At 47.1% G+C, this 13,261-nt stretch carries 15 protein-coding genes; all 15 read right to left on the bottom strand.

Features of this window, described 5'->3' with window-relative positions; genetic code table 11:
- Positions 1 to 13: 13 nt before the first annotated feature.
- The 15 genes from H8S18_RS02685 to atpA all read right to left on the bottom strand — a co-directional run bounded on the left by H8S18_RS02685 (position 14) and on the right by atpA (position 13,261).
- Entirely contained in the window at positions 14 to 484 is a 471-nt protein-coding gene (locus H8S18_RS02685; protein WP_186856752.1) for a hypothetical protein, read from the bottom strand.
- Positions 481 to 960, bottom strand: coding sequence for a pantetheine-phosphate adenylyltransferase (gene coaD / locus H8S18_RS02690; RefSeq protein ID WP_186856753.1), 480 nt, complete (start codon positions 958 to 960; stop codon positions 481 to 483). The genes H8S18_RS02685 and coaD overlap by 4 nt, the downstream gene beginning before the upstream one ends.
- Positions 961 to 1,509: a 16S rRNA (guanine(966)-N(2))-methyltransferase RsmD gene (gene rsmD / locus H8S18_RS02695; protein WP_186856754.1), complete on the bottom strand. Its 549-nt coding sequence runs from the start codon at positions 1,507 to 1,509 to the stop codon at positions 961 to 963. It abuts the gene before it with no gap.
- A complete protein-coding gene (locus H8S18_RS02700) occupies positions 1,506 to 2,057 on the bottom strand; it encodes a 5-formyltetrahydrofolate cyclo-ligase (protein ID WP_186856755.1) in 552 nt (183 codons plus the stop codon). The genes rsmD and H8S18_RS02700 overlap by 4 nt, the downstream gene beginning before the upstream one ends.
- 30 nt (positions 2,058 to 2,087) lie before the next feature.
- The gene (gene alr / locus H8S18_RS02705) at positions 2,088 to 3,224 is read right to left on the bottom strand and encodes an alanine racemase (protein ID WP_186856756.1); all 1,137 of its coding nucleotides are present in this window, start codon (positions 3,222 to 3,224) and stop codon (positions 2,088 to 2,090) included.
- Positions 3,225 to 3,235: 11 nt separating this feature from the next.
- A complete protein-coding gene (locus H8S18_RS02710; RefSeq protein WP_186856757.1) occupies positions 3,236 to 3,667 on the bottom strand; it encodes an ACT domain-containing protein in 432 nt (143 codons plus the stop codon).
- 42 nt (positions 3,668 to 3,709) lie between these two features.
- On the bottom strand, positions 3,710 to 4,288 hold the full coding sequence (locus H8S18_RS02715) for an indolepyruvate oxidoreductase subunit beta (protein ID WP_186856758.1): 579 nt from the start codon (positions 4,286 to 4,288) through the stop codon (positions 3,710 to 3,712).
- Positions 4,285 to 6,018, bottom strand: coding sequence for an indolepyruvate ferredoxin oxidoreductase subunit alpha (gene iorA, locus H8S18_RS02720; RefSeq protein WP_186856759.1), 1,734 nt, complete (start codon positions 6,016 to 6,018; stop codon positions 4,285 to 4,287). The genes H8S18_RS02715 and iorA overlap by 4 nt, the downstream gene beginning before the upstream one ends.
- Positions 6,019 to 6,070: 52 nt before the next feature.
- Positions 6,071 to 7,369 carry a phenylacetate--CoA ligase family protein gene (locus H8S18_RS02725; protein WP_186856946.1) on the bottom strand — a complete coding sequence of 433 codons (1,299 nt, stop codon included), beginning with the start codon at positions 7,367 to 7,369 and terminating at the stop codon, positions 6,071 to 6,073.
- A gap of 130 nt (positions 7,370 to 7,499) precedes the next feature.
- Complete coding sequence (locus H8S18_RS02730) at positions 7,500 to 8,066, bottom strand: histidine phosphatase family protein (RefSeq protein ID WP_186856760.1); 567 nt, start codon at positions 8,064 to 8,066, stop codon at positions 7,500 to 7,502.
- The gene (gene cobU / locus H8S18_RS02735) at positions 8,063 to 8,635 is read right to left on the bottom strand and encodes a bifunctional adenosylcobinamide kinase/adenosylcobinamide-phosphate guanylyltransferase (RefSeq protein ID WP_186856761.1); all 573 of its coding nucleotides are present in this window, start codon (positions 8,633 to 8,635) and stop codon (positions 8,063 to 8,065) included. Before cobU ends, H8S18_RS02730 begins: the two co-directional genes overlap by 4 nt.
- A 75-nt stretch (positions 8,636 to 8,710) precedes the next feature.
- On the bottom strand, positions 8,711 to 9,124 hold the full coding sequence (atpC, locus tag H8S18_RS02740) for an ATP synthase F1 subunit epsilon (protein WP_186856762.1): 414 nt from the start codon (positions 9,122 to 9,124) through the stop codon (positions 8,711 to 8,713).
- Positions 9,125 to 10,540, bottom strand: a complete 1,416-nt coding sequence (gene atpD / locus H8S18_RS02745) for a F0F1 ATP synthase subunit beta (protein ID WP_186856763.1) — start codon at positions 10,538 to 10,540, stop codon at positions 9,125 to 9,127.
- Between the two features lie 13 nt (positions 10,541 to 10,553).
- The gene (gene atpG / locus H8S18_RS02750; protein ID WP_186856764.1) at positions 10,554 to 11,414 is read right to left on the bottom strand and encodes an ATP synthase F1 subunit gamma; all 861 of its coding nucleotides are present in this window, start codon (positions 11,412 to 11,414) and stop codon (positions 10,554 to 10,556) included.
- Positions 11,411 to 13,261 (bottom strand): F0F1 ATP synthase subunit alpha, encoded by a 1,851-nt coding sequence (gene atpA / locus H8S18_RS02755; protein ID WP_186856765.1) that lies wholly within the window; start codon positions 13,259 to 13,261, stop codon positions 11,411 to 11,413. The genes atpG and atpA overlap by 4 nt, the downstream gene beginning before the upstream one ends.

Below are 13,261 nucleotides of genomic sequence, written 5' to 3' on the forward strand. Positions count from 1 at the left end.
CTTTTTAAACATTTTATTCAAATTCTGCCTGATCTTTATTCTTTTTATTAATAAAATTAGACTGGTTCTCTTTGATGATATCCATGTACTCCTTCATATAGGAGGATAAATCCTCGAGAACATTTACCGCATAATCGTTTGCGTTCACACGAATTTCATATGCTTGTTTCTGCGCCGTATCAATGACGCGGTTCGCCTTTTCATAGGCCAGCTGCGTCACCTTATGTTCCTCGACCAGTTCGGATAAACGGTTATCCACCCCATCCAGAATATTTTTTGCCTTGCCCTGCGCTGAATCAATGATTTCCCGCTTATGATCCAGAATCTCCTGCGCATATACAATTTCGTCTGGCAATGCCGCTTTGATTTCTTCCAATATTTCCAGAACAAAATCTACATCGATCGTTTTCTTATTTCCAAACAGAGACTTTCGGCTGTTGTCTACCTCTTCAATAATCTCATTCAGCAAATCATAGACTTTCATTTTGCAATTCCTCCGTTTATCATATCTGCCACTTCTTTTGGAACATAATCGGATATATCTGCGCGAAACTCAATTAATTCACGTACTGCGCTCGAACTGATGAAGTAGGTTTCCGGTTTGGAAAGAAGCGCAACCGTTTCCGCGCCGGGAAACAATTTGCCATTAATGACAGAAAGCTGTTGTTCGAGTTCAAGATCCGTACCGGTTCGGAGTCCGCGGATAATGATCTTGCATTCCAGTTTTTTCATCAATTCCACTAACAGGCCATCAAATGCTACGACTTCAACCTCTTCCATGCCGCTTGTTGCGCGGCGTATCATTTCAATTCGTTCTTCAACTGAAAACAAATTTTTTTTCGCTGTATTGTTCAGCACCCCTACATAAACCCTGGGGAAAAGATTACACGCGCGGTCAATAATATCCATATGGCCTTTGGTAATTGGATCAAAGCTGCCCGGATAAATGCATGCTTTCATTTATTCCTCTTTCCAACGGAAAAAAGTCAGAAACGTCTTTCCGTATTTTTTCTGTTTTTCCAGACGATAGCCTTTCGCATCAAATTCAATCGGCTCGCCACTTTCCGTGACTACAACCGCACCGGCGGTAAGAAGCCCATATTCTACAAGGTCACACAAGACCTTTCCATAGAAACCGCTTCTATAAGGCGGATCTATAAATACTATATCAAACTTCCTTTTGTTTTGAAATAGTTTCATTGCAGCCACATAGTCATTTTTAATAAACACCGCGCGGCTTTCCATTTGGGCCGCCTCAATATTGCGTTTTACTGCAGCTCCTGCACCATCGTCATAATCAACAAACACAGCATCCTGCGCGCCGCGCGAAAGCGCTTCAAGGCCAAGCGCACCGCTGCCGGCAAAAAGGTCCAATATGTGCTTTCCCTTAAGCTCGAATTGTAACCTCCCAAACATCGCCTCTTTGACCCGGTCAAGCGTGGGCCGCGTTTCCATCCCCTCTTGGCTTGCCAGCTTCAGGCCGCGTTTTTCGCCTGCAATAATCCTCATCCAATGATCCCATCCGGTGTAATAATCATGTCCATACGCACATCGTGCGCCTCTGCCGGGATAAAATCTATGACCTGGAAATCATAGGCAAGAGCAATTTTTTTGGCCTTTGCCGTCTTTTTCAGGTAATCATCATAATAGCCGCAGCCAAATCCAATCCTGTGGCCAGTTCGGTCAAAAGCAATTCCCGGTACAATCACCATATCAAGCTCTCCCGGTTCTAAAAAAGAAGCCTCTGCAAATTTAGGCTGCGCAATCCCAAATTTGCTCAATTCAAGGCCCGCGCTTTTAATATCCGCTGCAAACATTTCTTTTTTACGCACACAAGGCAGATATAGACGCATACCGCGAAACATCATCCATCCGGTAAGCGCCGCTGTCTTGACTTCATTATCAAAATCGCTGTAGGAAAGTACAGATTTTATATTTTCAAATATTCCGCTTTCCGTAAGCCGCTCATATATTTTTGCGGATTCGTCTTCGATATATTTCGAAGTAAGCCCCCTCCGCATATTTAGAATCTTTTCACGTATCTCCTGTTTTGTCATTTTTACTCCCTGTCGGTGGTTGAAATTCGGTTAATCTTCCACATAAATCCGCGGGACGCGTTCATTGAAATCAAGGAGCACCTCATAACTTATGGTTCCGCAAATTTGCGCAATAGCATCCGCCGAAATTAATTTATCCCCCCGCTTTCCCAGTACGGTCACAAGGTCTCCCGTTTGCACCTCTCCGTCAACGTCGGTGATATCAAGCATCGTCTGATCCATGCATACACGCCCAATGATGGGTGCATAAAACGAACCGCATCCTGTTGTTACAATCATTTTCCCGCGGTTTGAGAGAAGCCGATTGTATCCATCTCCATAACCAATTTGCACAGTGGCGACTTTAGTCGTGCGTTGTGCCGTAAATGTGCTTCCATAGCCCACGCTTTCCCCCGGTCCAATGGTTTTTACATGGGAAATTTCAGCAAAAACTTCCATAACAGGTTTCAGCGGTACTGCGTCTTTATCTACTTCATCCGAAGGATAATATCCGTACATCGAAATCCCAAGGCGCACCATATCATGTGAAAACTGCGGTAAGTCAATCGTGCCCGCACTATTGTCTGCATGAATAGCCGGCTGAAATCCATTTTCCCGTAAAATCTCAATAAAATGCAAAAAACTCTCATGCTGCCGAATGGCATGCTCTTTGTTCTTCGCGTCACTATTTGCAAAATGAGTAAAGACTCCTTCAAGCTCTACATCCGGACAGGTATCTAGCATGCGGACACATGAATTCAGTTCTTCGTCGCTGCGAATTCCAATGCGGCACATACCCGTATCGAATTTCAGATGAATCTTAATTTTTTTTCCCTGCGCCGCACAAATCTTCTGCAGAAATAAAATATCTCCTGCCGTAAAAACACACGGCTGCAAACCAAGCTCTACAGCAAGCCGTAATTGTTCATGGTTGGAACGCCCAATAACAATAATGGGAATCCCTATTTTTTCCTCATATAAAGGCACGGCTTCTTCCGCCAGGGCAACCGCCAGCATACAAGCTCCCGCATGCTTGGCGGCCTTCGCACACTCCACAGCTCCATGCCCGTAGGCATTTGCCTTCACAACGGCTACAATCCCGCATGTGCGCGGCAGGTTTTCCGCTGCACTTCGGATGTTCTGCTTCAAATTTCCCAGATGAATCCGGGCGTATGTCTTCCTATACAAAATTCCGCCTCTTAAATGTTATAAATCATTTCTCCGGTAAGCATTTTCAAGCCGGCGTCTTTCAGTATCTCAAATGCTCTTTCCGTTTCCTTCACATGGAAAATGACGATTGCGTTCTCACTTCTTGTTCCAACGAAAGAATACAAATATTCAACACTAATCTCATGTTCATGCAAAACCCTCAAGACTTCTGCAAGGCCGCCGGGAGTATCTGCTACCTCGATGCCAAGCACCTTTGTCATGGAAGCCGTGAAGCCCGCTTCCTTTAAAATCTCCAGGGCAGTATCCGGATCATTGACAATGCACCTCAGGATTCCAAACTCCGAAGTATCCGCAATAGAAAGCGCCTTCAGGTCGATGCTATGGTCGGCAAGCGTCTGTGTCAAACTGTACAATCTTCCTTTTTTATTCTCAACAAAAGCCGATATTTGTTTAATCAACATTTTTTCATCCTCCTTCAGCGTTTTCCATCTTCTGGCCCCGCATTATAAAGCATATCCGAGTTCGAATGCATTCTCGTTCAGGCCGATAAATTTAGGCTTAACGACGGAACGAATCGCTTCTTTCCAAATTTCTTTATCAAGCGGCATATTTTTAGCAAGCACTCCAAGTAAAACGGTATTGACCGCCTTCACGCTTCCCGCCTCGTTGGCAAGCTTAAGCGCATCTACAAATACCGCATCCGGAAAATACGTCTTGATTTTCCCGGGTATATTCTGCGGATATTCGGCCGCCCCAATAATGACAGGCATAGGCAGAACCTGCTGTGAATTACAATACAACTTGCCGCCCTGCGGGTTAAGATACGGCAGCCACCGCAAGCCTTCCAATTCCTCAAACGCCAAAAGAATATCTGCGCCGCATTCGTCAATGACTGGAGAATATACTTTTTCCCCCTGATCGCCCATGCGTACATACGTAACTACACTGCCACCGCGCTGGGCCATTCCATGCACTTCCGAAAGCTTCACATCATATCCCATCCTAAGGGCGATTTGTCCAAATACCATACTCGCAAGCAGCGTGCCCTGACCGCCTACTCCAGCTATCAATATACTTTTCATTTGCGTTCTCCTTCAATTGCATGGAACGGACAAACATCCGCGCACAATCCACATCCAATACACAACGACGCATCAATCCGCACCGCGTTTTCCCCCTTAACCAGGGCCGGACATCCAAGCTTCATGCACGTACCGCAATTACGGCATGCATCCGTAATCGTGAGCGTTCCTTTGATTGACTCCTTATCGATCAAAACACAGGGCCGCTTTGTAATAATAACCGAAACTTCTTCACGGGCCGTCTCCTCCCGCAGCGCTGCCTCCAGTCCGGGGAGGTCAAACGGATCCACAACACGGACGTTTTTCACGCCAAGAGATTCTACCAGTCTTGGAATATCTACTGCAGGCGCGGGCTGGCCTTTTGCATTTTTTCCGGTTGCAGGATGATCCTGATGGCCCGTCATGCCCGTCGTAGAATTATCCAGAATCAATACGGTTGAAGTAGCTCCGTTATAAACCATGTTCGTTAGCCCCGTGATACCTGAATGCATAAAAGTACTATCGCCAATTACGCTGACAAGTTTGCGGGCAAATTCCCTGCCGCGCGCCTTTTCCATACCGTGTGCCATCCCAATGGAAGCACCCATGCATAATGTCGTATCGATTGCCGAGAGCGGTGCGCCTGCACCAAGCGTATAGCATCCAATATCTCCCATTGCGGTTAATTTCAATTTGTTAAACATATAATAAACCGCACGATGCGGGCAGCCCGGGCAAAGTACTGGCGGACGTTGCGGCAAAGCGCCGACCTCTACCGGCGTGCAAACTTCCCCGCACAATTTTTCCCGGATCATACGCGTGGAATACTCCCCTTGTACAGTAAAAAGCTCCTTTCCTTTTACTTCGATTCCCATTACTTTAATCTGGTTTTCGAAGAAAGGCTCCAGTTCTTCAATCACATAAAGTCTCTTCACTTTGGAAGCAAACTCACAAATTTTCTTTTGAGGCAGCGGATAAGCCATTCCCAGTTTTAAAATACTGGCATTCGGCATTGCTTCCTTCACATAATTATAGCATGTGCCGCTTGTAATTACGCCCACTTCCGTATCGGCATATTCAATTCGGTTGAGTTCATATGTTTCTGCATATTCCGCAAGATCCTTCATGCGCTGTTCAACCACAATATGCCTTTCCCGTGCCATTCCCGGCATCATAACATATTTTCTGATGTTTTTTTGATATTCCTTCAGAGGAACTTCTTTGCGTTCTTCCAGTTCGACAATTCCGCGGGAATGCGAAATTCTTGTATTGGAGCGAACCAACACGGGCGTATCGAACCGTTCGCTCAAATCAAAAGCAGCTTTAACAAATTCCTTTGCCTCCCCGCTGTCCGCCGGCTCGAGCATCGGCACGTGTGCGCTGCGGGCATAAAAACGCGAATCCTGTTCATTCTGGCTCGAATGCATCCCCGGATCATCCGCAACTAAAATAACCAGCCCACCGTTTACTCCGGTGTATGACGCAGTAAAAAGCGGATCTGCAGCTACATTGAGTCCCACGTGCTTCATACAGCAAAGTGCACGCGCTCCTCCGTAGCTTGCACCTGCTGCAACCTCCAGCGCAACCTTTTCATTCGGCGCCCATTCGGCATATACTTCATCATGTTTTACAATGTTTTCGGTAACTTCTGTGCTCGGCGTGCCCGGGTAAGAGGAGACTATATTGACCCCCGCCTCATATGCCCCCTGCGCATACGCCTCGTTTCCAAGCATAATTTTCTTCATTCCCATACCAGTCCTCTTCTCTTGTAAAGCCCGCCGCCGGAAGGCGGGAGCATTCTCTTTATTCCGTCCGCATATCCGTAACCCGCCGCGCTTTTCCTTCAAAACGCTTCAGGGTATGCGGTTCGGCCAGCGTAACCTTCACATGCATATTCAGGATCGAATAAATGTTGTTTGAAATCCGCGCCCGCAAATCTTCAAGCGCTGAATAACTCGTCAGCAGTTCCGCGTCTGCAACCTCTACCTTGACTTCAATCCGGTCCAAATGTTTTTCGGTTGTAAGGACGATCTCATAGTGGGGTGCGACATCATCCATTCCCAGCAGTACGCCTTCGATCTGCGACGGGAAGACGTTCACCCCGCGGATTACAAGCATATCGTCTGTCCGCCCCGATACCTTCTCCATGCGAGTCGTCGTCCGTCCGCACTTACACGGCTCATCCATCAGGCGTGTAATATCCTTTGTGCGGTAGCGCAGGATCGGTACGCCTTCCTTGGTCAGGCTGGTCACGACGAGCTCTCCTTTTTCACCCATCGGAAGCACCTTTCCCGTTTCCGGATCGATAATTTCAGAAATGAACTCGTCGTCCGCGATATGCATCCCGTTTTGTACATAGCATTCCCCGGAAAAACCTGGACCGATGACCTCCGTCAGCCCATAGTTTTCCGTATCTGTAATATTCAGATACTTCTCAATCTGCTTTTGCATCTCTTTGGTGTGGCCTTCGCCGCCAAAAAGACCAAGGCGCAGTTTCAGTTTCTTAAAATCAACGCCCATTTCCTGTGCGGTTTCGCCAAGATACATGGCATATGACGGCGTACTGATGAGCACCGTGCTGCCAAAATCCTGCATAAACTTAATCTGGCGTTTTGTATTTCCGCTGGAAACCGGAATTACGCTGAGGCCAACGCGTTCCAAGCCGTAATGCAGGCCAAAACCACCCGTAAAAAGGCCGTATCCGAAAGAAATCTGTGCAATATCGTCGGGTACGACACCCGCTGCGCAGGCTACTCTCGCCACAAGTCCCGTCCACATATCAAGGTCATGACGCGTATATCCCGTTACGACCGGATTTCCGGTAGTTCCGGAAGACCCATGAAGGCGGACAATCTCCTTCATGGGGACGGCAAACATATCATATGGATAGTTTGCCCTGAAATCTTCCTTTGTTGTGAACGGAATTTTTTCAATATCTTTAAGTGTTTTAATGTGTTCCGGCTTCAAACCGATTTCATCAAATTTTTTCTTATAGTGAGGTACGTTGTCATAACAATATTGCACCGTATGTTTGAGCCTTTCAAGCTGCAATTCCCTGATTTTTTCCCGGCCTGCACATTCAAATTCCCTATCCCAAATAATATGTTCCAACGCACTACTCCCTCCTGAAAGAAAGCGGTAATATCCGCTTAAAAACAATCAAATAATATTATAATACATTCATAGAAAAAAAGAAATAGCTTTCGGCTGATCCAAAAGCTATTTCGCCGCCCTACAGAGTGATTGTCACAAATTCTCCATTTTTTATATCCCGCGTAAAAACATCGGAAAGGTCTCCTGTAAGGAGAGCCGACCAGCACGCAAGGATAAATCCCTTATGTGCGACAATCAGTATCCTGTTGTTTTCATACTCAAATAAAACGTTGTGGATAAACTGCTCACAGCGTTCATAAAACGCTTCTACGCTGTCTCCCCCCGGAAAAACAAACGTCTGCCAATCATCCATGTACCGCTTCCAGTCCTGCGGATATTTTTCCTGTATTTCACCTGCCGACAGTCCTTCAAACAGGCCGAAATTCGTTTCCCGGATCTCATCTGATTTCAAGATAATTTTGGGAACGTCCTGCAATTTGCTCAGCACATAGTCTGTTGTCTGCAGGACACGTTTGGCCGTCCCATAAAAGACGGCATCAAAATGCTCCTCGGCAAGCATAAACGCCGTTTGCTCCGCGCAGGCTTCGCCCTCCTTGCTGAGCGGAAGGTCAATGCTTCCGCTGAATACACCTTTTTCATTCGCCTCCGTCTGGGCATGCCTTAAAAATGTAAAACTGGTACTCATAGTTCCTCCTGTATTTTTTTCAAGGGAATCAGGATGCCGCTTACCGAAAAATAGGCTTCGTCCGCTTGCGCGGCAATCGCCCGATTTGCCCTTCCGGCAGCATCACGAAAAATTCTTCCAAGAGAATACGCCGGCACAAGCCCCATCCCAACTTCATTGGAGACAATAATAAAATGTGCCGGACTCTTTTCCATCGCGGAAAGAAGTTCGCTTATTTTTTTCTCCACCGTTTCTTCCAGCCGTTTCTGTTCCTCCAAACCCAGTGTAGCCGAATCCCAGTCTATTTTTTCCTGTAAAAGAAGATTGGTGATATGTACGGTAATGCAATCGACCAGATACGCCTCATGACCGCTTCGGTGAATTACCCGTGCAATATCATACGGCGCTTCATAAGTTTTCCATGCTGCCGGTCGTTGTTGTTTGTGACGTTCAACCCGCAGTTTCATTTCATCATCCGTAACTACTCCGGTTGCAATATACGCAACATCCCGATACCGCTTTGCCATTTGTTCGGCATGATAGCTCTTTCCACTCCTCGCCCCGCCTGTAATAAACGTAATTTTTCCCATTTCCAAGCACCATTCCTATATCATTTGATTTACTGAAGAAAAAGGCGGGGGATAAGTATCCCTCGCCTGTGCCGCCTACAGCGTTGTTTTCCGCTTTGTCAGGCTCAGTCTTGCCATTGCCCGCGCAAGCGCTATCTTGTTTCGGCGGTATTCCTGTTCGCTCCGTTTCTGGCGCAAACGTTCTTCCGCACGTTCCCTCGCGCGCTCCGCACGTTTTACATCAATTTCATCCGGCCATTCAGCGGCCTGTGTAAACATAATTGTTTCATCTGGGCGCACTTCAAGAAATCCCTCCGCCACAGAGCACATCAGCCATTTTTTCCCCGTATTGATTTTTACCTCTCCCGGAACCACGGTTACAACTTCCGATTCATGATTCTTCTGTATCGACATCTGCCCGTCCTCCGTAGGGAAAATCACGGACACAATACTGTCACAAAAGAAAGACCGTTCCGGTGTCAGGATTTCAAGCAAAAATTCCGAAGCCATTTATTTCATTTCCTTTGCTTTTTCTTTTGCCTCGTCAATATCTCCCACCATCAAAAACGCTTGTTCCGGCAGATCGTCCACTTCACCGTCAAGAATCGCCTTAAAGCTTCTGATCGTATCCTTGAGCGGAACGTATTTCCCTTCAATCCCGGTAAAAATTTCAGCCACAAACATCGGCTGCGAAAGGAAGCGCTGCACTTTCCTCGCACGGAATACCGTAATTTTATCTTCCGGCGCAAGCTCTTCCATACCAAGGATCGAAATAATATCCTGCAACTCCTTATAGCGCTGGAGCGTATGGATCACGCGGCTCGCAACCTCATAGTGTTCTTCTCCTACGATGCGCGGATCGAGGATACGCGAAGTGGATTCCAGCGGATCGACCGATGGATAGATACCAAGTTCGGCAATGCTTCTTGAAAGCACAGTAATTGCGTCAAGATGCGAGAAGGTGGTTGCCGGAGCTGGATCTGTCAAGTCGTCTGCAGGGACGTAGATTGCCTGTACCGACGTGATAGATCCATGCGTTGTTGAGGTAATGCGCTCCTCAAGCGCTCCCAGTTCATTCGCCAGAGTCGGCTGATAACCAACTGCGGAAGGAATTCTCCCCAGCAATGCCGATACCTCGGAACCCGCCTGAATAAAACGGTAAATATTGTCGATAAACAAAAGCACATTCTGTTGCGTCTTGTCGCGCAGGTACTCGGCCATGGTAAGACCTGTCATGGCGACACGCATACGGGAACCCGGCGGCTCGTTCATTTGTCCAAATGCAAGCGCCGTCTTTTCCAGGACGCCGCTCTCCGCCATTTCACCAATCAAGTCGCGTCCTTCCCTGCTCCGTTCACCAACGCCGGTAAAGACGGAATAACCACCGCTTTCCGTTGCAATATTGTGGATCAATTCATTAATCAGTACCGTTTTTCCTACGCCCGCGCCACCAAACAGGCCGATCTTTCCACCCTTGGCATACGGTGCGATAAGGTCGATTACCTTAAGGCCCGTCTCGAAAATTTCAGACACTGGGTTTTGTTCTGCAAACGCCGGGGCCGGACGATAAATAGGCCAATAATCTTCTGTCTTGATTTCACCTTTGCCGTCGATCGCTTCTCCCATTACATTGACAACCCGTCCAAGAATACCGTCCCCGACCGGAACCGTAATCGGTTCACCGGTATTATATACTTTCATGCCACATGCCAGACCTTCCGTCGCTTCAAGGGCAATACAGCGCACGACGCTGTCACCGATCTGGGAAGCGACTTCCATCCATACGCGGCTATCTTTATCCGCATCATTTTTTGCATAAAGAATCGTATTGATGGAAGGATCTGTTTTCTCTGCAAATTTAACATCGATGACCGGTCCTGTTATCTTTATAATTTCGCCTTCGCTCACAATTTTATAATCGTACATACATTCCTGCTCCTTAGGTTAATGCCTCCATTGCCCCTACGATCTCCGTGATCTCCATGGTGATCGCCTGTTGGCGCGCACGGTTCAGTTCAACGCTCAATTTCCCGAGCATCTCCGCCGCATTTTTTGAAGAAGAATCCATTGCCATCATACGCGCGCTGTTTTCACTGGCAAATGATTGAATCAAAGCGCCATAAATAAGCCCGATGATGTACTGCGGCACAAGCACGTCAAACACTTTTCGCGGAGATGGATGATAGTTCATCTCATTTTCATAATCGACCTCTGTTTCGATATCCTCAAAGCTCGAAAGTTCCACAGGCAATAACTTTAACGCTGTCGGAACTTGTTTTACAGAAGAATAATAACGCGTATAAAGAAGATAAACTTCGTTCATTTCGCTATTCTTATACATCTTCGACAAGTCATCCGCCAGGTTCCGCGCCTCATATAGGGTTGGATTTTGCGAAATATGGAGGTATTCCACGTCGATCGGTATATTTTTACGTTCAAAAAACGCGCGCGCTTCCTGCCCGATTGTAATAACAAATTTTTCACCCGGCGTCATAAACTCTGATGCAAAATTCAGGATATTGTGGTTATATGCCCCGCACAATCCTTTATCCGCCGCAATCACAATATAGGCCGGATGCCCCTTTTCATGCTTTTCCAGAAACGTATGATGCAATTCGTGGGAATGCACAAGGATGTCCTTAATTGCACTGCGTACACGGTTAAAATATAAAAGGTTCGCGTCGTAACGCTGGATTGCCTTTTGCATTTTAGACGTAGAAATAAGCTTCATCGCACTCGTAATTTTGCTTGTATCGCCGATTGCACGCATACTGTTTTTAACGTCCGCAAGGCTCCTCATGGCTGATCAGCTCCCGCTTCTGCTTTAGGCGTTTCTTCGGTCTTCCCAGGTTTCTCTGCCAAAAATCCGCGTTCAAATTCCTTTACCGCATCAAGAATCAATTTCTCATTTTCTGCAGAAAGTTCTTTCGTTTCCCTAATTGCCCCCTTGATTTGTGGATATTTTGCATTAACGAAATCTAAAAACTCTTCGTTGAATTTACGCACCCGTTCCGCGGGAATATCCATCAATACTTTATTAGTTGCGGCGCACAGCAAAATAACCTGATTCTCCACCGAATACGGCGTATACTGCGGTTGAACCAGCGCCTTCGTCACCTTGAGGCCATTGTTTAGGGCATCTTGCGTCGCTTTATCAAGATCGGAAGCAAACTGCGAGAACACTTCTAGTTCACGATACTGGGCGAGCTCCAGCCGAAGCGGCCCTGCAACTTTACGCATTGCTTTGATCTGCGCACTGCCGCCTACACGCGAAACCGAAAGTCCAACATTAACAGCCGGACGCTGTCCTGAATTGAACAGCTCTGTCTCAAGATAAATCTGGCCGTCCGTAATGGAAATCACATTCGTCGGAATATAGGAAGAAATGTCCCCCTCCATTGTTTCAATAATGGGAAGCGCTGTCATCGAACCCCCGCCAAGAGCCTCCGAAAGCTTTGCGGCGCGTTCCAAAAGTCTTGAATGCAAATAAAAAACGTCTCCCGGATACGCCTCGCGTCCCGGCGGCCTGCGAAGCAACAGGGACATCGTCCTGTAGGCAACGGCATGCTTTGACAGATCGTCATAGACCACCAGTACATCTTCCCCATTACGCATAAATTCTTCCGCAATCGCGCATCCTGCATAGGGGGCAATGTACTGCATCGGCGCCGTATCGCTCGCCGTCGAAGCTACAACGGTCGTATAATCAAGTGCGCCAAATTCATCCAAACGGTTCACAATTTCAGCAATAGTGGACGCTTTCTGCGCAATTGCTACATAAACGCATTTGACGTTTTGGCCCTTCTGGTTGATAATCGTATCGACTGCAATCGCCGTTTTTCCCGTCTGCCGATCCCCAATAATCAGCTCTCTTTGTCCGCGGCCAATCGGAATCATGGAATCAATAGCCATAATACCCGTTTGCAGCGGCGTATCTACCGGCTGCCTGTCAATGATTGCCGGAGCCGGTGTTTCAATCGGCCGAAACTTTTCAGTCAGGATCCTTCCCTTTCCGTCAATCGGAAGCCCGAGCGGATTCATTACGCGCCCCATCACGGCGTCTCCAACCGGAACCTTTACCACATCACCGGTATGCCGCACCATAGACCCTTCCACAACATCGGCAACGCCGTTCAAAAGAACCGCGCCTACACGCTCGATTTCGAGGTTCATGACGATCCCGTATGCATCATTTTCGAACTGTAAAAGTTCTCCGTATTTACAGCCGTCAAGTCCGCGTACAAAAACGACGCCATCTCCTGTCCGCTCCACAATACCGATCATTGAGATATCATATTTTACGTCAAACTGGGTGATCCTGTTTGCCAGATCCTCTCCTACCGCCGTATTTCCGAGCGCACCGTCCACATTTCTTTTCAGGGCGGCGACAATATCTTCAATATTTTCCGTACCTGTTTTGGTCGAATTATCGCCGATATACTCCTGCATCCGATCCAAGTAAGATTTTGCACTGAGGTCATAAACCATATTGTTTACAGTTGCAACAAAGCCGCTGATCAGCGATGGATCCACAGTAATATCAAAATCTATTTTTGCATCAAAAAGCTTATTAAACTTCTCGGTAATTGCGGATAATTCATCCGGCGTAAATTCAGTTGCACAAACGAGTTTGCCCTTCATTTCCAA

This window comes from Christensenella tenuis, from assembly GCF_014287795.1.
Lineage (GTDB): Bacteria > Bacillota > Clostridia > Christensenellales > Christensenellaceae > Christensenella > Christensenella tenuis.

Bases quoted from the DNA above. Each gene is read 5' to 3' on its own strand.
- H8S18_RS02685 (WP_186856752.1), bottom strand. From the start codon at position 484: ATGAAAGTCTATGATTTGCTGAATGAGATTATTGAAGAGGTAGACAAC.
- coaD (WP_186856753.1), bottom strand. From the start codon at position 960: ATGAAAGCATGCATTTATCCGGGCAGCTTTGATCCAATTACCAAAGGC.
- rsmD (WP_186856754.1), bottom strand. From the start codon at position 1,509: ATGAGGATTATTGCAGGCGAAAAACGCGGCCTGAAGCTGGCAAGCCAA.
- H8S18_RS02700 (WP_186856755.1), bottom strand. From the start codon at position 2,057: ATGACAAAACAGGAGATACGTGAAAAGATTCTAAATATGCGGAGGGGG.
- H8S18_RS02710 (WP_186856757.1), bottom strand. From the start codon at position 3,667: ATGTTGATTAAACAAATATCGGCTTTTGTTGAGAATAAAAAAGGAAGA.
- H8S18_RS02715 (WP_186856758.1), bottom strand. From the start codon at position 4,288: ATGAAAAGTATATTGATAGCTGGAGTAGGCGGTCAGGGCACGCTGCTT.
- iorA (WP_186856759.1), bottom strand. From the start codon at position 6,018: ATGGGAATGAAGAAAATTATGCTTGGAAACGAGGCGTATGCGCAGGGG.
- H8S18_RS02730 (WP_186856760.1), bottom strand. From the start codon at position 8,066: ATGAGTACCAGTTTTACATTTTTAAGGCATGCCCAGACGGAGGCGAAT.
- cobU (WP_186856761.1), bottom strand. From the start codon at position 8,635: ATGGGAAAAATTACGTTTATTACAGGCGGGGCGAGGAGTGGAAAGAGC.
- atpC (WP_186856762.1), bottom strand. From the start codon at position 9,124: ATGGCTTCGGAATTTTTGCTTGAAATCCTGACACCGGAACGGTCTTTC.
- atpD (WP_186856763.1), bottom strand. From the start codon at position 10,540: ATGTACGATTATAAAATTGTGAGCGAAGGCGAAATTATAAAGATAACA.
- atpG (WP_186856764.1), bottom strand. From the start codon at position 11,414: ATGAGGAGCCTTGCGGACGTTAAAAACAGTATGCGTGCAATCGGCGAT.